Origin of the sequence: Nitrobacter sp. TKz-YC01 (genome assembly GCF_047824785.1) — a bacterium.
GTDB lineage: Bacteria > Pseudomonadota > Alphaproteobacteria > Rhizobiales > Xanthobacteraceae > Nitrobacter.
In genome coordinates, this window is record NZ_CP181167.1 from 1,212,101 (window position 1) to 1,238,555 (window position 26,455).

Annotated in this window: 24 protein-coding genes and 8 pseudogenes; 12 read left to right on the plus strand and 20 right to left on the minus strand. The window is 59.2% G+C overall.

Annotated features, from left to right (window positions below):
- Nucleotides 1-184: 184 nt before the first annotated feature.
- Nucleotides 185-625 (minus strand): hypothetical protein, encoded by a 441-nt coding sequence (locus tag ACMYR2_RS05775; RefSeq protein WP_347265394.1) that lies wholly within the window; start codon nucleotides 623-625, stop codon nucleotides 185-187.
- 235 nt (nucleotides 626-860) lie between these two features.
- Here ACMYR2_RS05775 and ACMYR2_RS05780 point away from each other — a divergent pair, with 235 nt between their 5' ends.
- From ACMYR2_RS05780 to ACMYR2_RS05795, 4 genes are all read left to right on the plus strand, one after another.
- Complete coding sequence (locus ACMYR2_RS05780) at nucleotides 861-1,211, plus strand: hypothetical protein (RefSeq protein WP_347265393.1); 351 nt, start codon at nucleotides 861-863, stop codon at nucleotides 1,209-1,211.
- Nucleotides 1,212-1,262: 51 nt separating this feature from the next.
- Complete coding sequence (locus tag ACMYR2_RS05785) at nucleotides 1,263-2,063, plus strand: LssY C-terminal domain-containing protein (protein ID WP_347265392.1); 801 nt, start codon at nucleotides 1,263-1,265, stop codon at nucleotides 2,061-2,063.
- Between the two features lie 87 nt (nucleotides 2,064-2,150).
- Entirely contained in the window at nucleotides 2,151-2,792 is a 642-nt protein-coding gene (locus ACMYR2_RS05790) for a hypothetical protein (RefSeq protein WP_416193843.1), read from the plus strand.
- 107 nt (nucleotides 2,793-2,899) lie between these two features.
- Nucleotides 2,900-3,424, plus strand: coding sequence for a tyrosine-type recombinase/integrase (locus tag ACMYR2_RS05795; protein WP_416193844.1), 525 nt, complete (start codon nucleotides 2,900-2,902; stop codon nucleotides 3,422-3,424).
- 208 nt (nucleotides 3,425-3,632) lie between these two features.
- Here the strand turns inward: ACMYR2_RS05795 and ACMYR2_RS05800 are convergent, their stop codons facing one another.
- Entirely contained in the window at nucleotides 3,633-3,809 is a 177-nt protein-coding gene (locus ACMYR2_RS05800) for a hypothetical protein (RefSeq protein ID WP_416193845.1), read from the minus strand.
- Nucleotides 3,810-4,175: 366 nt separating this feature from the next.
- On the minus strand, nucleotides 4,176-5,741 hold the full coding sequence (locus ACMYR2_RS05805; protein ID WP_416193846.1) for a L,D-transpeptidase: 1,566 nt from the start codon (nucleotides 5,739-5,741) through the stop codon (nucleotides 4,176-4,178).
- 325 nt (nucleotides 5,742-6,066) lie between these two features.
- On the opposite strand from ACMYR2_RS05805, the gene ACMYR2_RS05810 reads away from it, so the two are divergent.
- Nucleotides 6,067-6,399: a DUF6927 domain-containing protein gene (locus ACMYR2_RS05810; protein WP_416194066.1), complete on the plus strand. Its 333-nt coding sequence runs from the start codon at nucleotides 6,067-6,069 to the stop codon at nucleotides 6,397-6,399.
- A gap of 27 nt (nucleotides 6,400-6,426) precedes the next feature.
- On the opposite strand, the gene ACMYR2_RS05815 is transcribed toward ACMYR2_RS05810, so the two are convergent.
- Both ACMYR2_RS05815 and ACMYR2_RS05820 read right to left on the minus strand, forming a co-directional pair.
- A complete protein-coding gene (locus tag ACMYR2_RS05815; RefSeq protein WP_347265275.1) occupies nucleotides 6,427-6,693 on the minus strand; it encodes a helix-turn-helix transcriptional regulator in 267 nt (88 codons plus the stop codon).
- Nucleotides 6,694-6,755: 62 nt separating this feature from the next.
- Complete coding sequence (locus tag ACMYR2_RS05820) at nucleotides 6,756-6,953, minus strand: type II toxin-antitoxin system RelE/ParE family toxin (protein WP_347265276.1); 198 nt, start codon at nucleotides 6,951-6,953, stop codon at nucleotides 6,756-6,758.
- 236 nt (nucleotides 6,954-7,189) lie between these two features.
- Here ACMYR2_RS05820 and ACMYR2_RS05825 point away from each other — a divergent pair.
- A pseudogene (locus tag ACMYR2_RS05825) lies at nucleotides 7,190-8,182 on the plus strand (methylase); the annotation flags it as partial.
- A gap of 52 nt (nucleotides 8,183-8,234) precedes the next feature.
- Nucleotides 8,235-8,719: pseudogene (locus ACMYR2_RS05830) on the plus strand (transposase); the annotation flags it as partial.
- A 270-nt stretch (nucleotides 8,720-8,989) separates the two neighbouring features.
- On the opposite strand, the gene ACMYR2_RS05835 reads toward ACMYR2_RS05830, so the two are convergent.
- From ACMYR2_RS05835 to ACMYR2_RS05850, 4 genes are all read right to left on the minus strand, one after another.
- Complete coding sequence (locus ACMYR2_RS05835; RefSeq protein WP_416193847.1) at nucleotides 8,990-10,021, minus strand: IS110 family transposase; 1,032 nt, start codon at nucleotides 10,019-10,021, stop codon at nucleotides 8,990-8,992.
- 289 nt (nucleotides 10,022-10,310) lie between these two features.
- On the minus strand, nucleotides 10,311-10,961 hold the full coding sequence (locus ACMYR2_RS05840) for a carbonic anhydrase (RefSeq protein WP_347265330.1): 651 nt from the start codon (nucleotides 10,959-10,961) through the stop codon (nucleotides 10,311-10,313).
- Complete coding sequence (locus ACMYR2_RS05845) at nucleotides 10,958-11,614, minus strand: hypothetical protein (RefSeq protein WP_347265329.1); 657 nt, start codon at nucleotides 11,612-11,614, stop codon at nucleotides 10,958-10,960. Before ACMYR2_RS05845 ends, ACMYR2_RS05840 begins: the two co-directional genes overlap by 4 nt.
- 363 nt (nucleotides 11,615-11,977) lie before the next feature.
- On the minus strand, nucleotides 11,978-13,141 hold the full coding sequence (locus ACMYR2_RS05850; RefSeq protein WP_416193848.1) for a SulP family inorganic anion transporter: 1,164 nt from the start codon (nucleotides 13,139-13,141) through the stop codon (nucleotides 11,978-11,980).
- 88 nt (nucleotides 13,142-13,229) lie between these two features.
- Here ACMYR2_RS05850 and ACMYR2_RS05855 point away from each other — a divergent pair, with 88 nt between their 5' ends.
- Nucleotides 13,230-13,586, plus strand: coding sequence for a hypothetical protein (locus tag ACMYR2_RS05855; RefSeq protein WP_347265327.1), 357 nt, complete (start codon nucleotides 13,230-13,232; stop codon nucleotides 13,584-13,586).
- Nucleotides 13,587-13,698: 112 nt separating this feature from the next.
- On the opposite strand, the gene ACMYR2_RS05860 is transcribed toward ACMYR2_RS05855, so the two are convergent.
- Nucleotides 13,699-13,929, minus strand: coding sequence for a hypothetical protein (locus ACMYR2_RS05860; RefSeq protein WP_416193849.1), 231 nt, complete (start codon nucleotides 13,927-13,929; stop codon nucleotides 13,699-13,701).
- A gap of 420 nt (nucleotides 13,930-14,349) precedes the next feature.
- Nucleotides 14,350-14,741 (minus strand): annotated as a pseudogene (locus ACMYR2_RS05865) (transposase); the annotation flags it as partial.
- A 62-nt stretch (nucleotides 14,742-14,803) separates the two neighbouring features.
- On the opposite strand from ACMYR2_RS05865, the pseudogene ACMYR2_RS05870 reads away from it, so the two are divergent.
- A pseudogene (locus tag ACMYR2_RS05870) lies at nucleotides 14,804-15,037 on the plus strand (IS3 family transposase); the annotation flags it as partial.
- Between the two features lie 44 nt (nucleotides 15,038-15,081).
- On the opposite strand, the gene ACMYR2_RS05875 reads toward ACMYR2_RS05870, so the two are convergent.
- Nucleotides 15,082-15,243 carry a hypothetical protein gene (locus ACMYR2_RS05875; protein WP_416193850.1) on the minus strand — a complete coding sequence of 54 codons (162 nt, stop codon included), beginning with the start codon at nucleotides 15,241-15,243 and terminating at the stop codon, nucleotides 15,082-15,084.
- Nucleotides 15,244-15,248: 5 nt separating this feature from the next.
- A complete protein-coding gene (locus ACMYR2_RS05880; protein WP_416193851.1) occupies nucleotides 15,249-15,545 on the minus strand; it encodes a hypothetical protein in 297 nt (98 codons plus the stop codon).
- A gap of 346 nt (nucleotides 15,546-15,891) precedes the next feature.
- Between ACMYR2_RS05880 and ACMYR2_RS05885 the strand changes: the two genes are divergently transcribed.
- Both ACMYR2_RS05885 and ACMYR2_RS05890 read left to right on the plus strand, forming a co-directional pair.
- Nucleotides 15,892-16,149 (plus strand): type II toxin-antitoxin system Phd/YefM family antitoxin, encoded by a 258-nt coding sequence (locus ACMYR2_RS05885; RefSeq protein ID WP_416193852.1) that lies wholly within the window; start codon nucleotides 15,892-15,894, stop codon nucleotides 16,147-16,149.
- Complete coding sequence (locus ACMYR2_RS05890; RefSeq protein ID WP_416193853.1) at nucleotides 16,146-16,529, plus strand: type II toxin-antitoxin system VapC family toxin; 384 nt, start codon at nucleotides 16,146-16,148, stop codon at nucleotides 16,527-16,529. Before ACMYR2_RS05885 ends, ACMYR2_RS05890 begins: the two co-directional genes overlap by 4 nt.
- A gap of 469 nt (nucleotides 16,530-16,998) precedes the next feature.
- On the opposite strand, the gene ACMYR2_RS05895 is transcribed toward ACMYR2_RS05890, so the two are convergent.
- From ACMYR2_RS05895 to tnpC, 4 genes and pseudogenes are all read right to left on the minus strand, one after another.
- Nucleotides 16,999-18,024 carry an IS110 family transposase gene (locus ACMYR2_RS05895; protein ID WP_416192988.1) on the minus strand — a complete coding sequence of 342 codons (1,026 nt, stop codon included), beginning with the start codon at nucleotides 18,022-18,024 and terminating at the stop codon, nucleotides 16,999-17,001.
- Nucleotides 18,025-18,098: 74 nt separating this feature from the next.
- A complete protein-coding gene (gene istB / locus ACMYR2_RS05900) occupies nucleotides 18,099-18,962 on the minus strand; it encodes an IS21-like element helper ATPase IstB (protein ID WP_416193319.1) in 864 nt (287 codons plus the stop codon).
- Nucleotides 18,962-20,461 (minus strand): annotated as a pseudogene (gene istA / locus ACMYR2_RS05905) (IS21 family transposase). Before istA ends, istB begins: the two are co-directional and overlap by 1 nt.
- A gap of 99 nt (nucleotides 20,462-20,560) precedes the next feature.
- Nucleotides 20,561-21,466 (minus strand): annotated as a pseudogene (gene tnpC / locus ACMYR2_RS05910) (IS66 family transposase); the annotation flags it as partial.
- A 101-nt stretch (nucleotides 21,467-21,567) separates the two neighbouring features.
- Between tnpC and ACMYR2_RS05915 the strand changes: the two are divergent.
- Entirely contained in the window at nucleotides 21,568-21,672 is a 105-nt protein-coding gene (locus tag ACMYR2_RS05915) for a hypothetical protein (RefSeq protein WP_416193854.1), read from the plus strand.
- A gap of 11 nt (nucleotides 21,673-21,683) precedes the next feature.
- Here ACMYR2_RS05915 and ACMYR2_RS05920 read toward each other — a convergent pair.
- The 3 genes and pseudogenes from ACMYR2_RS05920 to ACMYR2_RS05930 form a co-directional block, all read right to left on the minus strand.
- A pseudogene (locus ACMYR2_RS05920) lies at nucleotides 21,684-21,806 on the minus strand (DUF1419 domain-containing protein); the annotation flags it as partial.
- A 251-nt stretch (nucleotides 21,807-22,057) separates the two neighbouring features.
- Nucleotides 22,058-25,126: pseudogene (locus tag ACMYR2_RS05925) on the minus strand (efflux RND transporter permease subunit).
- Nucleotides 25,126-26,187: an efflux RND transporter periplasmic adaptor subunit gene (locus ACMYR2_RS05930; RefSeq protein WP_416193855.1), complete on the minus strand. Its 1,062-nt coding sequence runs from the start codon at nucleotides 26,185-26,187 to the stop codon at nucleotides 25,126-25,128. Before ACMYR2_RS05930 ends, ACMYR2_RS05925 begins: the two are co-directional and overlap by 1 nt.
- Nucleotides 26,188-26,455: the final 268 nt, after the last annotated feature.

Sequence of the window (26,455 nt, forward strand, 5' to 3'; positions counted from 1 at the left end):
ATCGCGCGCCGCGTCGCGCAAGTATTTTTTCGACGGCCTACGCTGTGCTACGCGAAGCGTCAATCACACAATTGAAACCGCCGCAGTCTTTGCCCTTCTTCGCAGCATTGCAATGTGCAGGGAAGGTCGTGCGCTGTGTCCGCCAGTCGCGTCATGTGGGGTCAGATCGCCGTCGTGTTCGTGACTATTCGGCGCTGTAGGCCATGTACCGGATGATGCGCCACTGTCCGTCGCTCTCTTTGCGAAAGACGTCCAAGCCGGTTTCTGTGCTGACCGCGTCTCCGGGAGATATTCTCAAGGTCCAGTCCAGCCGGACAACGGCGATGGATTTATCAACGATGACATCCTTGATGTCGAAGCTATAGTGAAACGATCTTTGCGGGTCATCGAGTACTTTGCTGATTATTGCACATCTCATCTCATAGTTCGTTTCACCTTGGCCTCGGACATCAGAAATCAGCGATTTCGAGAACAGGTCGCAAGACCCGACTTTGTCCCGGCCGTTGAAGCTGGCTGTCCATTGCTGCAAGCGCGTTCTGATGTCGGTGGCATCGTCTGCGATCGCGGCGGCACAACAGAACTGCATGAGGAATAAGAGAAAGAGACTGAATCGAAGGTTATTCACGCGCCTGATCCATCAATACTCGCCACGCATCGTTCAGAAGACAGAACACGAACGCCGGTATGCACCGACATTGACCCGAACATTTTGATCCGTCCGTGACCTCACCGCCAAGGCTTTAAGCGCCGGGGCACGGACAATATCTCTTTGATCGTCGCAAGAAGCTCGATTCGGCTCTTTTCACGTCACGAACCGAATATGGCTGACGTATGGGACGGCAAGCTGCCTGATTCGTAACATGCTGATTTATAATGATTTCTGGCGCTGGATGGCGGAGAGGGAGGGAGAAGAGCCTTATTTTCCTGGCCGTAGCGATATCAGAGAGTTAGCGGGCAAGCGTTCTGCTGAAACAGTAATGTTCGTGACGAAATTGTACCACCTCACTATATCATCATGGCCAGAGATGGTTTTCCTGTCGCTGGCAGCGAATTCTACGGGCGTATACGAGATTGGAGGAAAGGAGCTGGCGATGGGGCACTCAAACGGGGTGCGCGATACCCTCTTCTTGCTATGGCAGCTTCGTATTGTGACGATTGCGACTCTACTAGCGCTCTCCGCAAGATTGTTGGGTGATGAAAGGCAATGTTAGCTTTTGGATGATGAGGTTCCGGGCTCGCAGTAGTTCCTACGACAGCAGCGCATGAAGCCATTTGCAGATCGGCGACGGTGGATTGTTTTGGTTGGCGTGCTCGTTGCCTACTTGATGCTTGCCTATATCGTGTTGCCCGCCTTGTGGACCCATCACGAGCACGAGCCTGGCCTTGCCTTCCTGCCCATGGTGACGCGAACTGCTGAAGGCATCCCAGGTGATGCCATCAATGTCGGGCTCGTCGGACGGAAGGAAGAAGTACTCCGTACCATGCACGAAGCGGGCTGGTTTTCCGCCGATCCGATCACGTTCCGTACGAGCATCGAGATCGTTGGAAGCGTAATACTTGGTAGGCCCTATCGAAATGCGCCTGTTAGTCCACTTTATTACGAAGGACGAAAAGAACAATTCTCGTTCGAAAAACCTGATGGCGGGAGCGCGGACCGCCGGCATCACGTCCGCTTCTGGCAGGTCCTTGAGAACGGAACAGATGGCCGCCCGGTATGGCTGGGCTCAATAACCTTCGATCGCGGAGTCGGCCTGAGCCATGACACCGGTCAGGTAACCCATCACATCGCGCCAAACATTGATGCCGAACGTGATCTCCTGATGCAGGATTTGCAGGAAGCGGGCATGGTTCAAAGCTTCTTCCACGTTTCCGGAAGGGGCCCCACGCTGTTCAGCCGAAACGGCGAGGGTGATCCATATTATACGGATGGGGAGATTTACATTGCCAGTCTGTCCGTGGATGGCATCAGGCGAGCAGAGCCGCCGGTTACTATACCGCCGCCACCGCTGATCGCGCTGAAAGACCAAATTTGGCACGGTGTCGTCAGTTCGGTCACTCAATAGTGTGACGATCCCGGCCACAGGTAGATTGAGGGTTGAGGACATATCCAGCGCGCCCATAGGCCACTACTATTCCTGGTCGATGGGACATTGCTCGATGGCAACCCGCAACGACTAAGCCGGATCCGCCGCTTGGTGGCGATGCGCGGCGATGCTCCTTACCTCGCGGTCGTGACGTCTGGCGGCATGATGATATACCAAGTCGGTCTGGAGGGAGACGCCGCTCAAGCGCGCGTATCGATCGGAAAAGCAAATGACGATCGGCGGATCGTCATTCCCCATCTCGGAAACCTCCGGCCTCAAACGCCTGCCAATCGACGCTGGATCAGCGACGTCATCCACAGACTTCTGACCAGCGCCCTCGATGAGTTGGCGCACTTGGCGGTAGCCGACGGCGATGCCATCTCGCTCGTCGGGCGCGCTCTATTTGTCAGTTTTCTTGCCGATCGCGACATGCTACACGAAACCGTGTGCACCATCGCTGCCGATGACCAGATCGCCTTTGCTTTGCATGCCCGCCTTCTGTTTCAGCGCGGCGAAACCATGCCGGAAGCGTGCAATGCGTTGTTCGGCGCTCTCGATGTGACAGGAATCGTGAACGGCACAGAGTTGCGCCGCACGAGGGTTTGGCCGGAGATCACCGCTCCTTTTTGCCTCCTCTTCGCATGCAACACCGTACCATCGGTCGGTGCTGGGTTCCGCTTCACAAGCCTCATCTTGAAGGCCCGTTGAATCAAAGCGGCGCTTGGCGAATTGACGCCGCAAATGCTGAAATCGTGACAAGCCAGATGTACGTCAACGCCCCGAATTGCTGAAAATCCTATTCCGGGAGACGCGGCTTGATCTGGAACTCTATGACAGGATTTCTGCTAAGGCGTTCCCTACCCGACAGCAAGACGGGTGCAAAAACAGTCCACCTCGGCAACGCCGCGGTCGCGGTATTGAAGGCGCTAAGGCGCATCGATGACAATCCCTATGTGATTGTCGGCAAGAAGAAGAAACAACACCTGACCGATCTTCAGCATCCATGGTGGAGGATACGTTCGGAAGCCCTGCTCGATGATGTTCGTATTCATGACCTGCGACATACCTTCGCTTCGGGTGGTCTTCAGATCGGTGAAGGGCTGTCCATGATCGGCAAGCTGCTTGGACATACGCAAGTTCAGACGACGGCCCGTTACGCTCATCTTGCATCTGATCCTGTTAAGCAGGCCGCCGACAAGATTTCCGATCGTCTGGCCGCCGCGTTATTTGCTGTCCCTCAGGATGCTTCAGTCACCCCGGCGGATATCGACCGTCGGCACCCGAAGCCTTCGTCTGACCAGCACCAAGGGAAATCGTCAGGTATACAATCCCTGAACTGACATTCCAGTCGGGCTCCTCTGTGGAGCCCGGTCAACCAATTGCCCTTTTGATTCAACTGACCTCCAAATGTAAGGTGTGTGCTTTCGTCTCTTTGCTAAAAAGTCATGACCAATAGCGTCGCAGTGCCTGCGGCGCAGAATGTCTCCGACGGGATTCCGTCGTACGATATGATTGGATCAAAAAAACGATTGATCCAATGCACCGTGACTAGGATCGAAACAGTGCAAAGTAAATCACGTACAGCCAACCTAAAATGCCATGGATGATTGCCCAAAGTATCGAATGGTTGGCGGTGTATGATATCGCGATAGCAAGAGCGGAACCAAAACCCACGCCGTATTTTGCTCCTTCGACTCGCACTCCGTAGTAGCGATTTTCGTTCATGTTCCCAGTCTCCTAGTTTTCATGTTGCCGTTGCAAGTTTTTCCTTTTCCTGCGCCACACCAGATAATCTTGAGCGCATCAAGGCAATAATCGTCAATGACGCCCGCCTCGCAACACCCCTCCCGGCCAATTCACAGTCATCGAGACACAATCGGCAGTAGGCGCTCATTTGATCCCCTGGTGTCGTGATCGAATTGAAGATGCGAAGCTTCCTTCGAATTGAGCGCACGTTCGGGATGGGATTGGACGGCAAAAAGGACGTCCATTTGGATGGAATACGGTTCGCTCGAAAACGCTATAAAGGCGACATCTTCAACACAATCAACCCAAAGCGCACCACTGGTGCCAATACGCAGAATACCGTATTTACCACCAGCTTCGTTGCATCGGAGGAAAGAATTGACCGCCACCCCTGCGCGTATTGCTCGGGTAAGGATTCGGGCTACGCTGGAAAAAGAAACCAAAGCCGTCGTTTCCCTGCGGGTTACCGTAATCCAAGCCGGTCTCGTCGGCCACGAGAACCTTGCTCGGCTTGCGGGTGATGAAGCCGCCCTGGGGCTGGTCGCTCAGCACCGCAACAAACTCGGTGCGATAATTGGTCTCCTCACTCAGCGGCTCGTCGGAGACGACGATTGAGGATCGCGGCAATGCGGCAGGCGCAATGCGATCGAGGACTTCCTTCGGGATGGTGATACGGCCAAGCGCGTTTTTGGCGTCATCCCCATCTTCGATCGTGACAGCGGTCCAGCGCAGGCCCGCGTCGTTGCGCGCCACCGCCGTGAACACATGCGTGCCGAGTGGTTTGCCGGGATCGCGGATCGTGACGGAGACCTCGATCGTCGCATCGAACACCTCGCCGCCTCCGTCCGGCGCCGGCTTATGTGTGTTGCGCCGAACATAAAGCGTTTGCGTCGCGCGGCTGATGTAGATCGAGAACGGCTCGAGCGCGAGCTTCGCATCGAGAGTCGCCTTGGCGAGGTCGCCCTTTTTTGTCTGAGCCGCCTTGGCTGCTTCCTTTGCGGTGCTGGCGGCGCCGAACTTTGATTTCGCGTCTGCCTTGGCTGTGTCTAACAGGGTCTCCAGTTCCGCCGCTTTGGCAACGGCCTTTTGCTTACGGTCCTCAGCCTTCGCTTTGGCTTGATCGGTCCTGGCCGCGGCCAGCGCCTTGTTGGCGGATACGCGCTCGGCGTCAGCTCGGGCTTTGAACCGCTCCAACTTACGCAGAGACGCTGCGAGCGGCGCCGACTCGCGGGCGGCTGCGACCGCAGTCTTTTTGGCCTCGTCGGCCGCCTTGGCAGCCTCCTCGGCTTCACGTGCGAGCCTCTCGGCATTTGCCGGAGCATCTGCGATGATTTCCGCTTTCGGTACAAAGTGCGATAGCGTCGGGTGAGAAAAGTTGACCGGAACCGCATCGACAGGCGAGATGATCACGCGCATCCCGATCCGCGTCTTGTCGAACAGCTTCTCCGCAAAGCCATAGGGCATTCGCACGCAGCCGTGTGAGGCCGCATAGCCGGGCAATGGCCCGCCATGCAATGCGAGGCCGTTCCAGGTGATGCGCTGCATGTTCGGCATCCAGGCATCGTCATACATCGTCGAGCGGTGGTCCTTGTCCTTCTCCAGGATGGCGAAGACACCGGCCGGCGTCTCACGCCCCTTGATGCCGGTCGATACCGGCGCGCGCAGGATCCAGCCCTCGGCGTCATAGAACGTGACCTGCTGGTTCTTGATCGATACGATTGCCATGATTGGCTCGCCTGCCTCGCGTGGCGCCGTCGTTTCAACGGGTTGTACGCGTCGCGCCTGTTTCTTCGCTGTGGCTTCGACAATCGGTGCAATCAACGCGGCCATCGCCGCGAACATCACAACAACCGAGCGTCCCCAATGGTGCATTGCGACTGCAGATCGCGCCAACGTCAATCGATTCATCATTCCAATTCCCCGTCGCAGCGCGTGCCCGCTGCCATGACCAACCTCACACATAGACGACTCGTGAGGAATAAGCATGCTCGCAGGCGAACATCTATCAGGAACTGCTGGCGGCCCATGACTTGACTTGGTCGGCTTGATGAGCCGGCGCGGAAACCCCTACGACAACGCCAAGACGGAGAGCTTCATGAAGACACTCAAGGTCAAGACAGTCTACGCCCGCCTCACAACAGGCGAGCGCTCGATCGTCGGTATCGTTTGTCTCGTTCGCTACAATCCGCGAGACCGCGAAGGCTACATTTTCGGCTACAAAGACATGGGGGAATCGATGGGGCCATGCGAGTCCGAATGTCCCCAGCCGATCCTCGATCTTCTGACGCCGACGGATAGCCAATACGCCATCGAGTGGCGCGCGCGCTGTCGGCAGAATGCAGCAGCACAACGCGCGATTGCGCGGAAGTCATCGCCACGTCCGGGGCAAACAATTGTGTTTGAACAACATGTGTTGTTCTGCGATGGCCGCACGCTCGATCGTTTCGAGGTCGTCGCCAATAATCCGCGCAGTCATCGCACGGCGCTGTTTCGCTCGACGGAGATCGGCGGGCTCTATCGCATCACGAGCGTCAAGCGCCGCACCTACCGCTTGATCGACCCGATCTGACCGGCACTCGCTTCCCGCGTCGGGTGCTCACGCCGCTTTCTGCAACTTGATGCCGGGGCGCAAGCCGGCACGTTGCGCCAGCCGCACCAACATGCTCAGGCTAAAACGGTCGATCTTGCCGTTCTTGATCTCGGACACCCTGGCCTGGGTGATGCCGAGGTGATCGGCCGCTTCACTCTGCGTCAGTCCCGACTTCTTCAGCCACTTGTTTATGCCGGACAAGAGCTTTGCCCGCATCTCAAGCTCCGCGGCTTCCTCGGCGGGAAAGAGGTCGTGGAATACGGATTTTGCCATCGTCGTCACCTGATCTGTTTAAGCCGTGCCTTGGCGAGGTCGATATCCCGCTTGGCCGTCGCCTAAGTCTTCTTCTGAAATGTGTGCAGTATATGCACGACGTCGCCGATGGTTGTCAGGTAGATGATCCGGAATGCACCGGACGTCTGACGTATCCTGATCTCGCGAACGCCGGAACCGATGGATGGCATCGGTTTCCAGTCCGACGGATCTTCGCCAATCTGGACCTGGAACAGTTGATACCCGGCCTCTCGCCGCACGCCCGCAGGAAATGCTTCGACATCGGATCGGCTGCTACCGTGCCCCTCACTTCCTTCATCATCGAGTTATGCCAGATTTGGCATACTCTGGTTAAGTCTTCCGAGGTCGAGCCTTTCGAGCATGTGAGGACATGAGAGGGAGAGGCGGGCCGGGACGGATGTGAGCCGTCGCGGGTCGAGAGAGCGTCCGGGCGTCCGGGCGGCCGATCTGTCCCCGCTCTCCCGAGGCTTCCTTCATGTATCTTCCGCTCGTGTCCGCGGCCGCCGCCGCATCTCTCCGTATTGCCGTTGATCCGGCTCCCGTCATCGTCGAGGCCGCTCGGCTTCTCCTTCCCCATCTCGAGCGCGGCCGGCGCATCGATGCGGCGATGCTGCGCACCGTCATGGAAATCGCGTTCGGCGCGTTCGGCGCGTCCGACGCCGATGGCGCGTGGACCTGGAAGACTGCTTACGACGCCTGCGAGGCGGCGACGGTCCTGTTCCTGCGCAAGTTCGGCCCGGCTATCCGGGCCAAGGCGGCGTCGCCGGCCGCGATACTGCCGATGCTCGCGAAGATCACGGCATTGCTTCCCACCAACACGCGGCGCTCCGAGGAAAGCGAGGCGCTTCAGCAGTTCTCGACGCCGATCGGGCTGGGATACGCCGCCGGCATCGCGGCCGCGATCACACCGGCCGATGTGGTGCTGGAGCCGTCCGCTGGCGCCGGGCTGCTCGCGATCTTCGCCGAGCTCGCCGGGGCTCCACTTGTCCTCAACGAACTCTCCGACACCCGCGCCGGCATCCTCGACCGCCTGTTCTTCGGTCGCACGGCGACACGGTTCGATGCGGCGAACATTCACGATCATCTCGATCCGGGCATCGTGCCGAATGTGGTTCTGATGAACCCGCCGTTTTCGGCGCTGGCGCATGTCGATCGCCGCATGGCGGATACGACCCTGCGGCACGTCGCATCGGCGCTGGCACGCCTGCTCGACGGCGGACGCCTGGTTGCGATCACGGGCGCGAGCTTCACCGCCGACAATCCGGCATGGCGGGATGCGTTCGTGCAGTTGCAGGAACATGGCCGCGTCGTCTTCTCGGCTGCGATCGACGGTGTCGTCTATGCCAGGCACGGCACCACGATCGACACGCGGCTGAGCGTGATCGATCGACAGCCTGCTGACGATCCAGCGGCCTTTCCCCAAAATCCCGGCATGGCGCCAGACGTCGCCACGCTGCTCGGCTGGATATAGCCCTCCCAATCAACGCAAATTAATCTCTAACCCCATGAAACCGTAAGAACGTTTTGCCGCTGTTCGCGTGCGGATCGCCGATGGGCCGCCACAACGAATCAAGGACAAGGGCCAACAACATCTTCCCGGCGAGGAGGCCTGGCTGATCGGTGAGCATCGCAGCTCGGGGGAGAAGAAGTACTATCTGGCCAACCTGCCAGCCCGGACGAACCTGCGACAGTTGGCTGCAGCCGTCAAAGCGCGTTGGATCTGCGAGCAAGCGCATCAGCAGTTGAAAGAGGAGCTCGGACTTGATCACTTCGAGGGCCGGTCCTGGCACGGCCTTCACCGTCATGCTCGCATGACCATGATCGCTTACGCTTTTTTACAGCACCGCCGCATCGCCACAGCGGCCCGGAAAAAAAGGATCAACGGCCCACCGCCACAGCCGAGTTTGCCGGCCGTGCACCACGCCATCGTCGAGCTCATTCTTCGACCAGCAAATCAGTGATGCCCATACTGCAGAAAACAAATCGGCAAACGGCAACAACGTGAATAAATCTGCCAAAGTAATGCTTCTGTAATGGGCCTTTGTTCGTCAAATCCCTCTGAACAAATCTCATCGCCAGGATCATGCTTCTGTCCGTGGTCGGCACGAAGACCGCCACACCATGCCATCAGATCCAGAGCCGGCAGGTCAATCTAGGACGCGTGATCTGCCGCAGCATTCACAGCACTACTTCCGACCTTGCCAAGCCCTCGTCCCGGCGACGGGACCTCAGGAGAACGTACCGTTTCCGGCTCGTTCCGAACCCTCTCTATCTCCTATGCGGCCGCAGCGGCCTTGCTCCAGCGGAACCCGGTCGCGTCCACCCACATGCGATGCAGCACAACGCCCAACTTGCGAGCAAGGGCCACTTTGGCGCGCTTCATGCCCCGACGTCGCGCAACCTCGAGTGCCCAGTGCTTCAGGCCCGAGAAGCGTGTCGCACGCGTCAGCATGATATGCGCCGCTTCAAAGAGCGCGGTCCGCACCATGGCGTCGCCGACCTTGCTGACGCCTCCGTCCCGGTCGATCTCACCCGACTGATATTTTTTTGGCGTGAGCCCGAAGTAGGCGCCGATCATACTGGATTTTCCGAATCGCGATGGATCATCCACCGCCGAGCGATATGTCAGGGCGACTAAAGCGCCGACGCCAGGGGTGCTCATCAATCGCCGACAAACCTTGTCGGCCCGCGCGATCTTCAACATCTCACGATGCAACCTGGTGAGCTCGTTCCACAACGCCGTTCTCGCAGCGAGCATCGCGCCAATCACCATTTCCAGGGTCACATGCTCCGCTGTCAATTCCCGAATGCGCGCTTCAAACCGTCCACGGCTCACTTCGTCGACCTTCAGCCCGTAGCCACGCAGGATGCCGCGGATGCTCAGTTCGACGTCGAGAAGCTTGCGCTGCATAAGTTTTCGTCCAACAAGCAGAGCCCGGGTATCCTTGCAGGGCACCGATTTCGCGTGAACCGGACGGTACCAGCCCATCGGCAGTAACTGAGCGATCCCGCGCGCATCCTTCCGGTCGGTCTTGACGGTCATGGCCGAGAGTGCTGCTTTCACATGCCGTGTCTCGAGCAAAACTACATCGCGCCCGGCTGCCAAATGCCCGGCATGCAGCCACCGCGACAACGGCCCAGCCTCGAGCCCAATGCGGCTGACAGGTAATTCCAGCTCGTCGAAATAGCCGATAAGCACGTCAGTCTCGCTACCAACCTTGACCTCGCGGACGACGTTGCCAGTCTCGTCAACAACGCAGATGCGGCTCTCTTTCAAAGACACGTCGATCCCCGCATAATAGTTCATGGCTGTTCCTCACTTGATGCCTGGAGCCGATCACTCGGACTTCGTTTCAACATCATCATTCTGAGGGACAGTCACCTGACCTGGCTAGGCTCGCGAAGGCCGGCCCATTACGGCATCTAGGTGAGTGAAGCATGACGGCACCTAGCTCCAATCCTGACGATCTCGACCATGCGTCATACCAGGCTGCGTTTTCCGTTTGCTCGATTTTTTCAGTAGAGCATCCCGAGCAGGGCTAAGTTCTAGTTTGCCCGCCTTCATGCGGGTCTTCCCGGCTTCCCGCCATCAGACGTCAGACGAGGTTGTTGTCCCCGACGCGGCGGAACTCCTTGGTCTCCCGATCGAGCGCGTAGAGCGAACCCTCGGCGATGCCGAAATAGGCGCCATGCAGCCGAAGATGCCCGCTCTCCACGGATCTCTGCACGAAGGGAAAGGTCATCAGGTTTTCGATGCTGCGGAATACCGCCGCCTTTTCGATGCGGGTAGTGAATTCTTTCATCGTCTCCCGTTCGCGCTGCTCGATGACCTCGCCGGGCTTGATGACCATCGCCATCCACCGGCCGATGAAGTCGCCAGACGACAGCGCCGCGGCCTTTTTGATGATGGCGCCAATGCCGCTGCATTGCGCGTGACCGAGAATCACGATGTGCTTCACCTTGAGCACTTCCACCCCGAATTCCAGCGCGGCCGAGATACCATGAGCGTTGGCGTCGGGCTGATAGATCGGCACCAGGTTGGCGATGTTGCGCACGACAAACAGTTCGCCGGGCTTGGCATCGAAAATTACTTCCGGGGAAACGCGCGAATCGCAGCAGCCGACCACCATCGTCTCAGGTGACTGCCCGCGTTCGGACAGCGCGCGATAGCGTGATTGCTCGATCGGTAGCCGTTGTGTGATGAAGGCGCGATAGCCGTCGATCAGGCGTTGCGGGAAAGCGCTCATGTCGCACCGACAAAAGCGGTACCTGCAAACAGACACATCGGGAATATCAGCCGCAGGAGAACGCCGGGAATTCTTTTCTTCGTATAAAGTCCGTATTTAGATCCGATTATAGAATCTTTGTCATGACCGGACAGAACAAGGCTCGCGATATGGTCCTCGCGACTAAACGCGCCTTGGCCAAAAACTAAAAAAACAAATGCCATCGCTGCCCTGACCATCAAAAGCAGTTTGTCATTATATAATGTGCTGAGCGTCGTTCGCAACATTAGCCCCCCGTCCGTCGCTAGTACCTTGCCAACTCCGGCGTTCGGTTGGCAGGTCAGGAAGCCAAAGACGTCCGCGGTGATCCCGTCTTCCTTGTCTTGCGCGCGCACGTCCAGTTCGCCCAGATCCGGCAAAGGCCAGGAGCGGGCGGCACTCGTCGGGGGCGAACCAGACCGGCACCTTCTTGTCGTCCATCGGATCGTATTCAGAAGACGATGTGAACGGCACCAGGCTCCGGCTATCGGGGCCGAGGCATCGCTGCCAATGCTTGCTCGATGCATTGCGAATGCCGGCCACGCCACTGTCCGGCTCGACCGCAGCAGCTCCTTGAACTCGACGGCCTGGCTTTTGGCCTCCAGCTTTGCCGCGCGCTTCGTGGTCGATTCCATCAGCGTGAATTACGATGACGGCATATCCCAGCGCGCCATGACAATTTCGCGCTCACCCTCGCTGTGGTTGTGCACGGCCGGCGCCGGCAGTCGGGAAAGACGCCGGGTAGGGATGACAGATTACCGACCTGGTATTGATCGCCCCGAACAGCCGCCGAACAGAGTCGACATTCCATCGTCATCGAACAGGAGGTTGCACATTCCTACCGCCCGCCCGGCCACCATGCCGACGGCGGATCGTTTGCCGAAGTCGGCGTTCGTCGCAAGGCAACGAGCTGCCCGCGACTTATACCGAATACTCGCGGGCCGGGGCCGCACCGGCCGAGAGCGTGGCGGCGCGCCGCACCGGAAAGCGCGCCATGCTCAGGTCGTATTCGCCGAGCGCGATGCCTGTTCGTCGAAGAGGCGGTGCAATATGTCCCGGTCGAGATGGAGACGACCGCCCGCGGCTTCGAAATTCTTGCCCCATTCTATGAGCATCGTCAGACAGGCGTGATCGATATAGGTAAGCCGGCCCAGATGGATGTGCGCGTCATAACCTGGCGGAATCTCTTCCAGAGCACTCGCGAACCTCGGCAGGCGGATGAACGTCGCGGCGCCGTCGAGGAACATATGCACGAACTTTGAATCGTCATCCTTTTCGATCCGAATGGCGAGATGGGAGAAAGTGTAAACAAGCCTGGCCAGCGACGCGCCGAGGCCGAGCAGGATGCCTGTGAGGAGATCGAATCCGACGATGCCTGCGAAGGTGACGCCGAAGACGACGGCTTCGATACGATCCTGCCGCCAGAGGTCTTTGGCGACATCCACTTTCACGAGCTTCGCCCCGGTGTAGACGAGCATGGCGGCGAGAGCGGCGACGGGAATCATGCTGAGGAGTTGCGGCAGCAGCAGCACGAAGAGCAGTATCCAGGCGCCATGCAGAAAACTCGAAAGGCGCGTGCGCGCGCCCGCCATGACGTTGGCGGAGGTGCGCACGATCACGCCGGTGACCGGCAGGACGTTCAGGAGACCGCACAGGATATTGCCGGTCCCCTGCGCGATAATTTCTCGGTTGTAACCCGTGCGCTCGGCATGGCGCTGGAGGGAGTCCGCGGCCGTGGCCGTAAGCAGCGATTCGGCGCTGGCGACGAAGGCAAGGGACAGACCGGCGAGCCATACGCCGATGTCGCGCAGGGCGTCGAGATCGGCAAGGTGTGGCGCGCGCGCCGCGTCGAGCAGACGCTCCGGCACAGGCACGTTCCTCACGTCGAGATCGAATGAGGACGCCGCCGCCGTGGCGGCGACGACGCCAAGCAGCGCGGCCGGCACGAGCCTTAGCGCTTTTGAGGCGAGGGCCGCCCATAAGGAGAGGATCGCGATCGTTAGGAGGCCGATGACGGCAGCGGGCTGATGCGCAGGTTCGGTGACGCCTTTGAAAACTGCTTCCGGAATGAGCCACAGATTGATGACGCCGCCAAACTCCCTGTCCGTGCCGGGCGGAATGTCATCGACCATGACGTGAAACTGCGAAGCGAAGATCAGCACGCCGAACCTCGCCTACCACTCTGGCCGCGCCGAAAGCTGGGTTCCATACTTGAATTCTTTTACGGAGCCTAATGGCGCAAACGTCTGCATGTCCACGCTGGATGATCGGATGACAAAAACGCCGAAGGATGCCGGCTTGCGGATATCCTCAGTGATCATTTCAGGTCCTGGCAATGAACGCGCGTTGACGGCGGCCGGAATTCAGGGCGTCAGTGATCTTATTGCTGGCACATCCATTTTGGCCCGGCCGTGGGCTGGCCTGGATCGAAGCCTTCGACAATATCGATTTGATCTATCTCGCGACAAAGGCCAAGGCCAATCGCAAAGCCGTTCCGAAAAGGCAAGCGATGGCAGCGATGTGTCTCAACAGGCTTTGTCACTCTCTGCCCGCCGCTACCCGTTTAGGAAGGTTCCACAGTTCAATGGGCCAGGCATGCGTGTCTGAGGATCATAGAGAGGCTATCTCAATTGAGTAGCTAGAAGACACACGTTGGGCATTCGGGCCCGAGCCGTGCGTCATATGGAACTGCTGAAGCAGTGATCAGGAAGTTGAGATCTCACATTCCGTGGCTTTGAAAGACTTTCTGACATTTCCGGCTAAGCTTCGCCCGATGCTGCTGAAGGCATTGTTGTACGGCCATGTCATCACCCAGCTGCTTTCTGCAAAAGCGCGAGGCGTCTCGGGAGCATGCTTTCTGCTCTTGCGGAGTGCCCATATGTTGAGCTCCCTGAGCAAAACAATACGTGGTTGTAAACAGGAGCGAGACGATCAAAAGCATGCTTCGCATTTTATCATCCTCTTCTTGGCCGCTTGCCCGGCGTATCCTCCGACAATTCCGGACTAGAGTGCATGTTCCGTTAGGCTGAAACAGTGTCGGTGCTCCGCGCACGGGCCAACGCGTTGGAAATCGAGGTCGAGCGCCGTGTTCGGTCGATGGCGAGGCCGGCATTTGTAGGATGCCGGCTTAGTCCACCTAAGCGATTGAAGTCGCAGCTGCTCTTTGCGAAGGCCTCGGTATCCGCGCTGCGTGTCTGACCAGGGTCAACGTGGCGTCGCTGATGCCCACAGATCGGGGAGCTTTTGTTGGACGTTTTGTAATTTTACAGCTCTTCCGAATCGCGCCAAGCTAAGCGTGCTCTTGCCTTGTTGGCTTATCTGATTGAGCGGGACGGTCCGGCGTACGCGCCTCTCTTTGAAAAGCTGGAACGCGAGCTTGTCGGTAGAACGACGCCCGCGAGATCGAGACCAGTTCGCACTGGCGGCGGATCGAGAGCCGGTTGTGATCGGGGTCAATCATCATTCTCCTCCGATCCAGGCTCAGCGATCGAAGGCCTTGGCCAAAAAATCCCGCTCAACGACAAGCTGGCCAATCTTGGCGTGCAGCTTGGTCACCTCGGCTTCCCGGCCGACCTGCGCATCAGCAGCCTTGTCGTCGAACGTCTTGGCCAGGTTCTCGATGGCCTGCCGTTTCCACTGCGTAATCTGGTTCGGATGAAGCTGGTGCTTTGTCGCCAGTTCCGAAATCGTCCGCTCGCCACGGATCGCCTCAAGCGCAACCTTGGCCTTGAACTCAGCCGTAAATCGTCTGCGTGTCTTCATACCGGATCGTCCTTTTCATCGGGCGATCCACCTTATGCCCCTGTCTCAGAAACCGGCACCACCTCAAACGCATGAACCGAACGATCAAGGAAGCAACCGTCAAGCGCTACCACTACGACCGACACGATCAGCTCGAAGCTCACCTTGCCGACTTCATTACCGCCTACAACTACGCTCGGCGGCTGAAGACCCTGAAGGGTCTCACACCTTACGAATACATCTGCAAGTGCTGGACTTCCCAACCAGAACGATTCAGACTTAACCCGCTCCAGCAAATGCCGGGACTAAACACCTAGGTCGACGCGGCGATGGTGAGCGTGGCTGGCCCTACCTTGGTTGGCTAAATTCCGGTTACGCTTCGAGCGATCCAGCCGAGGGCTGCGCCGACCAGTTGCTTCATGGTGGCCTTGGCAGCATCGGATCCGATGTCTTTGGCGACCGCTTCTATCTTACCGCCGAGCGTTTCTCCGGGGCCGACAAGAGAACCAGGGGTCTTTCGCAACGCCGCTAACCCTTGGATGTCAAAACGCAATCAAAGAAGGCTTCGTCACCATCGCTGCTCTCTCCGGTCGCTTGACCGAAACGGAGAAAGCCCTCGTCCGACAGCCATTGCACCGTATGAGCATAAAGATTCATGATGCGATCAGCATCGTCAAATAGCTCAGATTCTTCGAACTCCTCGTTGTACCAAATTCCGTTGGGGTAGATGTCGATTGGCTCAGGGAAATGCGTGTAGAGACGCGCGAAGATGTCGCCCGCAAGCAAGTCGAAGAATTCCTGGTTGGCTCTGATGGCCTTAGCCATTGCTGGGGCTCATAATAGGGCCGCGCGATCTTATCTCGCAAATTGATAAGAAATAACAATAGCTTATTTGAGGAGGCTGGCGGGGCATGCAGGATGCCGATGGGTACGACATCTTCTCTAGCCCTCCCGATCAGCGTTTGAAATTGATTTCTAACCCCATGAAACCGTAAGAACGTTTTCCTATCCTTGCGATCGCGGCCGTTTGCCGTGAAGCGTTTTTCGGAGATCGCAATCGCCGCAAAGTTCATCGAGGGTGATCATAAGCAACGGCATTGATGTGGACCATGAAATAGTCTAAATACACAAATAGGATTGGACCGCTACATGGTCCGTATTGGAGTGAGCCATGCAAGTGTCTGTGACAGAAGCTAAAGGGCAGTTGACAGAGCTAGTTCGGCGAGCCGAGGCGGGGGATGACGTCATCTTGACGCGGCATGGCCATCCTGCCGTGCGGCTAGTGCCGATCAAGGCGGCGACGGACCGGACATCCCGTCGGACGCTACTTGAAGCTGTGCGGGCATCCGCCGCCGCCAAGGCCGCAGCCGGGCTGAGCGCGGCGCGCAGCCAGGACTTCCTCTATGGCGATGACGGCCTACCCAAATGATGGTGATCGATACGTCGGCTCTGATGGCGATCGTGCTCAATGAGCCGGGCGCGGATGCCTGCGTCGCAGCACTGGAGGCCGATGGCGATCTCCTGATCTCCGCTGGCACGGTGGCAGAGGCGTTGATTGTCGCCGCTCGACGAAATGTCGGCGAGGAGATGGAGCGCCTCATCGAAGGGCTCGGCTTCGAAATCGTCAGCGTGACGCCGGCATCGGCGCGGCGCATCGCGCATGCTTACGAAAGCTGGGGCAAAGGTGTGCATCCGGCGGCGCTGAATTTCGGGGACTGCTTCGCTTATGAGGTCGCCAAGGAGCATGGGTGCCTCTTGCTCTATGTGGGTGAGGATTTCGCGCGCACCGATATCGCGGGAGTCCTCTGATGCTGTCCGGCCGTAAGCGGATTGCCGACTTTGGAGTACCCGGACGCCAATCTCAGCGTTCGACCATGGGGTCGGAGTGCGGCGAACGCGGGTGTCAATCGGCCCTTTAATTGCGGGTTGTTGTCAACTCTCTTTTTGAAGCCATTCGGCAAAGTGGTAACGCTCGGCCCGACGGAGCAGGTCCGGGTTGCGCAGACGGGGCGAGCGCGGCTGGTGGATCGATAGCCAACTCGTATAGTGGGCCGATTAGCTGTCACCTGGCTTCAATGCGATCAGTTGCCCGTCGCTGGGGTCATGGTCCTTTCCGAGGTCGCAAGCGCCTCATGATGATGTCCGGATCGGGCGCCTCATCGTTTGCAACGGGGTGCGGACGAGCCGCCACCAGCCGATTGACCGAGGTCACCACGACCACCGTCCCAGCGGGACATCGCCAGCCCGGCGGACCGGGCCAGGAACTTGCAAAATAAGGTCAGGCCGGCGCGTTGCCCCAGTCGAATGATGTGCCGTCGACCCAGATGCAGTGGAGGATGACAGCGATCTTGCGGGCGATAGCAACCTTTGCCTTTTTCATGCCGATCCGCTTCGCAAGTTTCATACCCCAGGCTTTGAGGGAGGACCATTTCTTTGTTCGATAAAGCAGAACGGTCGCCGCCTCGTAAAGGTACGTTCGGAGGAGCCTGTCGCCCCATCGGGATATCTTGCCACTAGTGTCAGTCTCACCAGATTGGTTGCGCCGAGGTGTGAGGCCGAGATAGGCGCCGACTGTCGAGGCCGATCGGAAGCGAGACGGGTCATCGATCGTATGGCGGAACGTCAAGGCGGTGACCACGCCGACACCAGGAACTGTCATCAGGCGACGCGTCGTCTCGTCCGACTTCGCCAATCGGCGGACCTCGTCGTCAAATTTGCTTTGCTGCTGGCAGATGAGTTCATGAATCGACAAGAGCGGCGCGATCACGCTGAGGAGTTGATGATCTTCGCCCAATAGCTCGCCAACCTGGTTACGGAACTGTTGGCCAATGGCGCGAGGGAATAGCAACCCACACTCCTTGATCAGACTGCGGACCTGGTTCTCGATATCCCGGCGTATGGACACAAGGCGGAATCGCGCCACGAGGATAGCTCGAACCTTCTGGCTCTTCTCACTCTTGATTTTGACTTCTCGAAACCAACCAACCCGCACCAGTTCGGCAAGGCCCCGAGCATCGTTCTGATCGCTTTTGTTCATGCGGACCGATAGTGCTGCGTGTGCATGCCTTGCATCGATGCAAACGACGGGGAGTTCGACCCTACGAAGCTCATGCCAAAGCCAGCTCGCCATTGCGCCCGTCTCAAAGCCGATACGCTCCGCCAGTGGCGCATGTTTACGAAGTAACTTTGACAGATCTCCAGGATGAGACTTGGCCTTTCCTTCAAAAATTGCTTCACCCGTCTCATTGACTACGCAAACCGCAGTCTCTCTCTGCGAGACATCTAGCCCGACGTATTGCCGCATGACAGCTCCTCCGAATCGTTTGATTGCGAGAGGTAGACGATAACGGAGCTCTCGTGCCCGAGCGCTGACCGCAATTACGCCATCGTTCGCAAATTTGACCCCGTATCGGCGTTCAATTTTGACGCCTTTGCGCGGCGTGGTTTGATAGCGCTCGACTCGTCGGAGCTGGCCGGGATTGCGGAGACGAGGCGAGCGCGGGTGGCGTGATCGTCGTCGCGGCTTTTGAATCGCCAGCTGTCGTTGCCGGTCTCGACAATGTCGCAGTGGTGGGTGAGCCGGTCGAGCAGCGCGGTTGTCATCTTGGCGTCGCCGAACACGCTTGGCCATTCGCCAAAGGCGAGATTGGTTGTGACGACGATGGACGTGCGCTCGTAGAGCCTGCTGACGAGATGGAACAGGAGCTGGCCGCCGGATTGAGCGAACGGCAGGTAGCCGAGTTCGTCGAGGACGATGAAGTCCATCCTGGTCAGATGCTCGGCGATACGACCTTGTCGTCCGTTGCGGGTCTCGATCTCGAGGCGGTTGACGAGGTCGACCACGTTGTAGAAGCGACCGCGGGCGCTGGAGCGGATGCAGCTTCTGGCGATTGCGATGGCCAGATGGGTCTTGCCGGTGCCGGTACCGCCGACGAGCACGGCGTTGCGTTGCTGGGCGATGAAGCCGCCGCCGGCGAGGTCGTTGACGAGCGTCTGGTTGATCGGCGTGCCGTCGAACTGGAAGTCGGCGAGATCCTTGGCCAGCGGCAGCTTGGCGATGGTGAGCTGGTACTTGATTGAGCGGGCCTGCTTCTCATTGATCTCGGCGTTGAGCAGGTCGCCGACAATGCGCTGGGGTTCATGCTGGCGCTTGATGGCGGTCGCCATGATCTCGTCGAAGGCAGCTTTCATGCCATAGAGCTTCAACTCACCCATGAGGTCGAACAGTTGAGTACGTTCCATCAGATGGTTCTCCTAAGGCTGTCATAACGGGCACAGTCGGCGATCGGCGCATGGCGCAGGATCAGCGCCGCGGGAGTGAGGATGTTGGCTGGTGGAGCGGGTTCGCGTTGACGGGCCAGGATGTTGAGCACGACGTCAGCGGAATGAACGCCATGAGCGATCGCCTCGGCGCAGGCTGCTTCAACGGCCGGCAGACCATCGGTCAGCACCGCATTGAGGATGTCGACCATCTGCCGGTTGCCATCGTCGGTGCTGGCGAGCCTGCGCCGGATCCGTTCGATCGCGGCCGGCAGCACCCAGTCCTTGAAGGGAGCGCCGTTACGCAAGGCGCCGGGCTTGCGCGCGAGCACCGGCACATAGTGCCAGGGATCGTAGGTCGTCTCGCCGCGTGCGAAGGATCGCGGATGCTCCGCCACGATCCGTCCATCCTGACGGATTACGATGCGGTCGGCCTAGGCCTGAACCTCGACCGGGCGTCCGACGGCGCTGGCCGCGACCGAGTATTTGTTATTGTCGAAGCGTACCAAACAGGTCTTGGAGACAGACGCCGGCACCGCGTGGAAGCCGTCGAACCGGCCGGCATAGGGAACGAGCTTGGGGCGCTCGGCTTCGAACACGTCCCAGATCGTCTGATCGGCCAGTTCCGGATGGCGATGCGCCTTGGCGTAAGTGATGCATTTGTCGAGCAGCCAGACGTTTAGCTCGTCGAGGGTTTTGAATCGCAGCCGTGGCGTGAAGAAGCGTTCCCGGACCAGCCCGACCTGGTTCTCGACCTGGCCCTTCTCCCAGCCCGACGCCGGCGTGCAGGCAACCGGGTCAACCAGATAGTGGCTGCACATCTGCAGGAAGCGGCGATTGTAGCGGCGATCCTTGCCGACAAAGATCGTCTCCACCGCCGTCTTCATGTTGTCGTAGATGCCGCGGCTGCAGGTCCCTTTGAACAGCGCGAACGCCCGGTCATGGGCGTCGAACACCATCTCCTGCGTCTCGCGCGGATAGGCTCGCACGAACAGCATGCGGCTGTGGCACAGCCGGACATGAGCGACCTTCACGATCGCCGTCACGCCGTTGAGGAGAACGATCTCATGGCTCCAGTCGAACTGGTAGGCTTCGCCCGCCGCAAAGCTCAACGGAACATAGGCCGCCGCGGTCGATTGCCCGCGCTCCTTGTTCCACCGCCTGGCGTAACGCCGCACGGCATCGTAACCACCGTCATAGCCGCGGCCGCGAAGCTCTTCGAAAATCCGGATCAAGGTCAGTTGTTCGCGCGCGGATTTGGTCGCGTTCGCCGCCAGCAACACATCGAGCTCAGATGCCCAGTGTCCAAGCTTGGGCCGCGGCTGAACCTGCCGCTCGTACTCGAACGAGGTCTCTCCCGACCTCAGCACCTTCCGGACCGTGTTCCGGGACACCTTAAGGTCGCGGGCGATCGCCCTGATCGTCTTGCCCTTGATGAAGTGTTCGCGCCGTATCCGCGCAATCGTCTCCACGACCAGCATCTCCCACCACCTGCTTCGTTACAAAGCAGGCAGCGCAACAGACCAACCTTCAGGGGGTCAATTTTGGACGCCGAGCCCCCGGCTTAGAGGGTCAATATTGCAGGCCGAATGACAGGCCCCTTCCAGCGTGCGCCACGCCGTATAGCCGTTGCTCATCACGATGCCGCGGTAATCCCCGAGGAAGGCCTGCGGGTGGATCTGGCCGCGGCCTGGCTGATAATCCAGCAAAACGATCGGCTCGTGACTGTCCTTGCCGCTGCGGTAGGCCCACATATACGATGTGCTGGTGGCCTCTCGGTCTTTTTCCTTCAGCACCTGAACCGTCGTCTCGTCGCCATGGATGAGAGGTTGCGATCGAAGCCGCAGCTTCAGGGCGTCATGAATGCGATGCAGATGCTTTTCGCTCGAGCCGATCACCCAGTGGCCCAAAGCGCCGCGGTTGACAGGAACACCGGCGCGTTCGAAGGCTTGTGCCAGGCGGTAGAGCGGCGTGCCATCGACATATTTGTGAACCAGCGCGAACGCCAGCGTCGAGGCCGTGGCGACGCTGCCCGGCAACGGCTGCGTCGGCATCGGCGCGGTCACGACAGGGGCGTTGATCCCGGTGCGATCGCAATGGCGGCACGCATATTTGAATCGCACATTCTGTAAAACCTTCGCCTTCACCTCGATATGAAGTTGCTCGGTAACAGCCTCGCCCATGCGATGCATCTGGCCACGGCAGCACGGACACGCCTTCTGATCGTCGGGAAGATCATACTCAACCCGCTCGCGCGGCAGGCTCGCCGGCAGCGACCTGCGGCCGCGCTTCTTTCCCGTCGTGCTTTCGAGGGGCGGCAATCCCGTGTCCGGAAGTTCGGCGATATCATTCGTTGCACTGCCGGCGTCATCCTCATCGGCGGCCTGCTCGGCTTCATTGAAGAGACGATCGACGTGCTTTTCGCTGCGCGGCGCAAACCGATGCAGGCGTGCCAGCGCCAGTTCTTCCTCTAGTTGGACGACGCGATCCGTACACCACTCAAAAGCAAAAGGTGAAGGGAAATTCACGCTTACCATCAATCCGCAAGATCTTCCAGAGCATCGCCACGCGCCCTGAGATGTACCGCATGTTCAACCAACATCGCAGTGACCCCGCATATGGTGTCGGCGAGTGGTTCGAGACGGCCGAGGCCGAGCATGACAGTCTCGCCTGTCCCGCGAGGTCGCAATAGCCATGAAACTAGCGCGCCTTCCCGTCGATGACGAGCGCGAAGAAGATGCTGGTGACGCTGCCGGTCATGAACCCGCGTAGCGCGAACATATCGCCGCGCATGAAGAGCGGCGGTAGGATCTCGAGCATGCTGTCGTCGCCGCGATCGGCAGGGGTTCACCTGGTCGAACGATCGCAGGGTGGGATCACAGGGTGGGAATGAGTGACAGAAGCAGTTTCGTACCGGGCGTGCCCTGGCGCCAGGTCCGTGAAGTCGCCTGCGCGCTGTCAAGCGGGGAGCCCGGCGAAAGCAATACTGGTCGGGTCGGCCGCGATGTTTCCTACAGTAGGGATTTCCTTTACGCGATCACCAACTGAACCAGGCAACCCGCCGACCTGGCGCCATGTTATTGCGAAGCCGCGTGCGCATCGCGCTTGCTGGCGCGAGCTTCCATCCAGCCGAACCAGGCTACATACAATGTCGGCAAGAAGATCAGCGTCAGGATGGTCGCCACCAACAGCCCGCCCATGATTGCAAACGCCATTGGCCCCCAGAACACCGTCGACGCAATCGGGATCATCCCGAGAACGGTCGAAACAGCCGTCAACATGATCGGCCGAAAGCGTGATGTACTCGCTTCGATCGCCGCCTGGCGCACGTCCTTACCCTGCGTCCGCTCGGCTTCGATCTGACCAATCAGGATCACTGCATTCTTGGTGATCATGCCGAGCAGCGCCAGAATGCCGAGAATAGCGACGAAGCCGAGCGGCCGATTGGAGATCAGCAACGCGGAGACGACGCCGATCAACCCGAGCGGCGCCACGCTCAACACCACGAGCAGTCGCTGAAAGCTCTGCAATTGGAACATCAGAACCGTCACCATGATGAACAGCATCAACGGGACGACTGCAACCACGGAGGCTTGCGACTTGGCGCTCTCCTCAACCGTTCCACCAACGGCAATCCGGTAGGATGGCGGCAAGCTCTTGTTCAGATCAGCGGTCGCAGGAGCCAGGGCATTGATCACCGCTTCCGGCAGCGCGCCTGCCGTTACATCGGCCTGGACGGTGAGGGTTGGAACACGGTCGCGCCGCCACACCACCGGGTAGTCCTGGGTATATTCGAACGTTGCAAATTGATTGAGTGGGACCGTCCTGCCATTCGGCAGAGGCACCTGTAATGTGCGCAAAGTTTCGAGCGAGACGCGCTGCTCGTCGGTCGCCCGCACCACCACATCAACGAGATAGATATCGTCGCGCACCTGAGAAATCGACGTGCCGGAGATCACCGTGTTCAGCACGCCGGCAAGCGTCTGCGAGCTCAGTCCCAGTTGCCGTGCTTCGTCCTAGTCGATTCGAATGCGCACTTCACGTGTCGGCTCGATCCAGTCGAAACTGATTTTCTCAGCCTGGGGATTCGTCGCGACCACCTGCGCCAGCTTGAAGGCTATCTCCCGCACCTTGGCAATATCCGGGCCGCTCACGCGGTATTGCACGGGCCAACCGACCGGCGGCCCCAGCTCAAGAGGAGAAACTCGCCCGATGACGTTCGGAAAGTCGTTCGCCAAAATCTTCTCGAGCTTGCCTCGCAACCGCTCGCGTGCGTCCACATCCTTGGCGACGATCACCGCTTGCGCGAAGAAATTGCTCGGCAGTTGGACGTCAAGCGGCAAGTAGAAACGGATCGCGCCCTGGCCGACATAGGTGCTCCAGCGCTCGATATCCGGATCATCTTTCAGAGCTGCATCAAATCGACTGGCGACGGTTCCGGTCGCGAAGATCGATGCGCTCTGCGGCAGGCGAAGGTCGACCAGCAGTTCGGGGCGATCCGACGATGGAAAGAACTGGTTCGGAATGAGCGGAATCGCAAAGATCGAAGCGACAAACATCGCTACCGTAAGCGTGATCGTCGCCCATTTCATTCGCACCGCAAGCGTCAGGAAGCTCCGATAGGCGCGCATCACCGGCCCCGGCCTTGATTCCCCAGCGCCTTCAGGCGCTTTGAGGATCAGAACGCCGAGCAGCGGCGCAAAAATCACCGCAACGAACCATGACACCACGAGCGCGATCGCGACGACCGCAAACAGGGAGAACGTATATTCGCCTGCCGAGCTTGCGGCAAAGCCTACGGGAACAAAGCCCGCGATTGTGACGAGCGTGCCAGCCAGCATGGCGAACGCGTAGGTCCGAAACGCAAAAGCACCAGCCTGCACCTTGTCGTCGCCAGCAGCCAGACGGGTGAGCATGGCATCCGTCGTCGTCATCGCATCGTCGACCATCAGTGCCAGCGCGATGATAAGCGCACCGAGCGAGATGCGCTGCATGTCGATGCCGGCCAGATCCATGATCGAAAACACGATGACCAGCGTCAGAGGGATCGACAACGCGATAATCAGGCCGGGGCGTGCACCCAGGCTGATCAGGCTAACCGCGAGGATAATCCCCACCGCCTGCCACAGCGATTCCATGAACTCGGCGATAGCGCTCTTCACCGTCACCGCCTGGTCTGCCACGAGCCGCGACTCGATGCCGATCGGCAGATCCGCGGTGATTTCATTCATCACGCGCTTGATGTTACGGCCAAGCGTGAGAATGTCGCCACCGTCACGCATCGCGATGGCAAGACCGATGGCGGGTTCACCGTTGACCCGAAACTGCGGTTGCGGTGGATCCGCATAGCCGCGTCGGACCTGAGCGATATCCGCAAGCCGCAGCATACGACCACCAACGGCGAAATTGACATTCAGAATATCCTGTTCGGAAAGAAATGCGCCGGATACGCGCAGCGACAGCGTTTCCTCACCCGTCTGGATGATGCCGGCAGGCTGGACGATATTCTGGGTCTGCAGCGCAGCAACAAGTGCCGATCGATCGACGCCAAGATTAGCCAATTCCTTCATGGATACTTCGACGAATATCCGTTCGTCCTGAGCGCCCAGGATCTCGATTTTCGAGACGTCAGGCACCCGAAGGAGCTTCGAGCGCGCTCGCTCGACGTAGTCACGCAACTCGCGATGCGTAAATCCGTCCGCGGTGAATCCGTAGATGATGCCGAACGTGTCGCCGAACTCGTCGTTGAAGCCCGGCCCGACGATGCCGGCCGGCAAGGTGCTGCGCATGTCGCCGATGCTCTTGCGGACATGGTACCAGGTATCGGCGACCTGTCTGGCGTTAGCACTACCTTTCAAATTGACAAAAATCGTGGTGACGCCGGCGGTTGTGATACTTCGAATAAAGTCGAGGTGCGGCGTTTCCTGCAGAGTCCGCTCAAGCCGCTCCGTCACCTGATTTAGGGTATCTTCGACCGTTGCTCCCGGCCACGCCGCCTGAACCACCATCGTCTTGATGATGAAGGTCGGATCCTCGCCGCGACCAAGACGGAAATACGAGAATGTACCGGCGAAAATGGCGACAACCATGAAGTAGACGACAAGCGAACGATGATTGAGCGCCCACTCGGAAAGATTGAACCGCATTACTGTTCCGCCCCGAGCAGACGCACCTGCTGGCCCGGGCGCAACGCCTGCACCCCGGCCGTAACCACTGTCTCACCGACGTCGAGCCCCTGGGAGATGGCAACGCTTGCCGGATCGAACCGCAGCACGTCGACATTACGAAGCGACGCCGTCAGCTTCACGGGATCGATAACCCAAACGGCCGGCTTCTGATTGGCCTTGGTCAGCGCCGTCGCCGGGATTTCAATGATCGGCACAGCCTCCATTTGCATGGAGCCGGTCAGGGTTGCGCCGAGCCGCATGGCTTCCGGCGGATTGTCGAGCCCGACCCTCACCGCAAAGGTCCGAGTGACGGGATCCGCCTGCGGCGCCACTTCGCGAACGCGCCCTACGGCTGTCACGTTCGGCGCATCGGTCAAGTGAACGCTGATCACCGGATTGGCGGGCGCCGAGCGCAAGATCGTGGCAGGCACATCGAACACCGCGTCACGTCCGTCCTGGCGCGCCAGGCGCACGATCATCTGACCGGCTTGCACGACCTCGCCAGGCTCCGCGCCGACGTCGGTGACAACACCAGGCGCATCGGCCTTGAGTTCGGTAAACTCGACAAGATCATGCGCGCTTTTGAGCTGTGCTTCGGCGGCGTCGACCTGCGACTGCGTGGTCGTCGCGGCCTTCTTCGCTTGATCGAACAGCACCGCCGTGGTCCATCCCTGGCGGAACAGCGTCTCCTGACGTTCGAACTGATTGCGCGCCTGTGTTAGCGCCGCCTGCGCCGCGACCAGGTTCGCTTGCGCGGAACGTAATGCGTTCTGCTCGTTCTGTGGTTCAAGCCGGCCGATCAGTTGGCCAGCCTTGATACGGTCACCGACGTTGACGGGCCGCTCGATCATTCGCCCTGCGATACGAAAGCCGAGAGCGGCCTGGTCCTGCGCCTGAACCTGTCCGGTCAAGATAACCGGTACGCCAGTCGCGCTCTTGCTGATTGTTACCGTGCGAACGGGGCGCACCTCAGGCGCTGCAGGCTCCGGCTCCTGCGAACAGCCAGCGATCACCAGCGCCAGCACGGGAGCCAGCGACACGGGTCGCAGCACACGAGCCTCAAACCAGGATTTCGATTGAACCGTGAATCTTGTGTTGCTGTAACGCGCGGACAATCCGACCTCCAGACCTTTAGATCTTTTGCCCTTTGAGCACGGCCCAATGTTTTACAAAGAGTGTCGCAGCCAGGAGAGAGTGTCAAGAATACGCAGGTCTGTTGTAGAAAAGGACGGCTCACGAGAGCAGCAGCAGATCGAAATTCTTGCTCTCGTATCGTAAATACGAAATCGCGGCATTGACGAAAAAGCG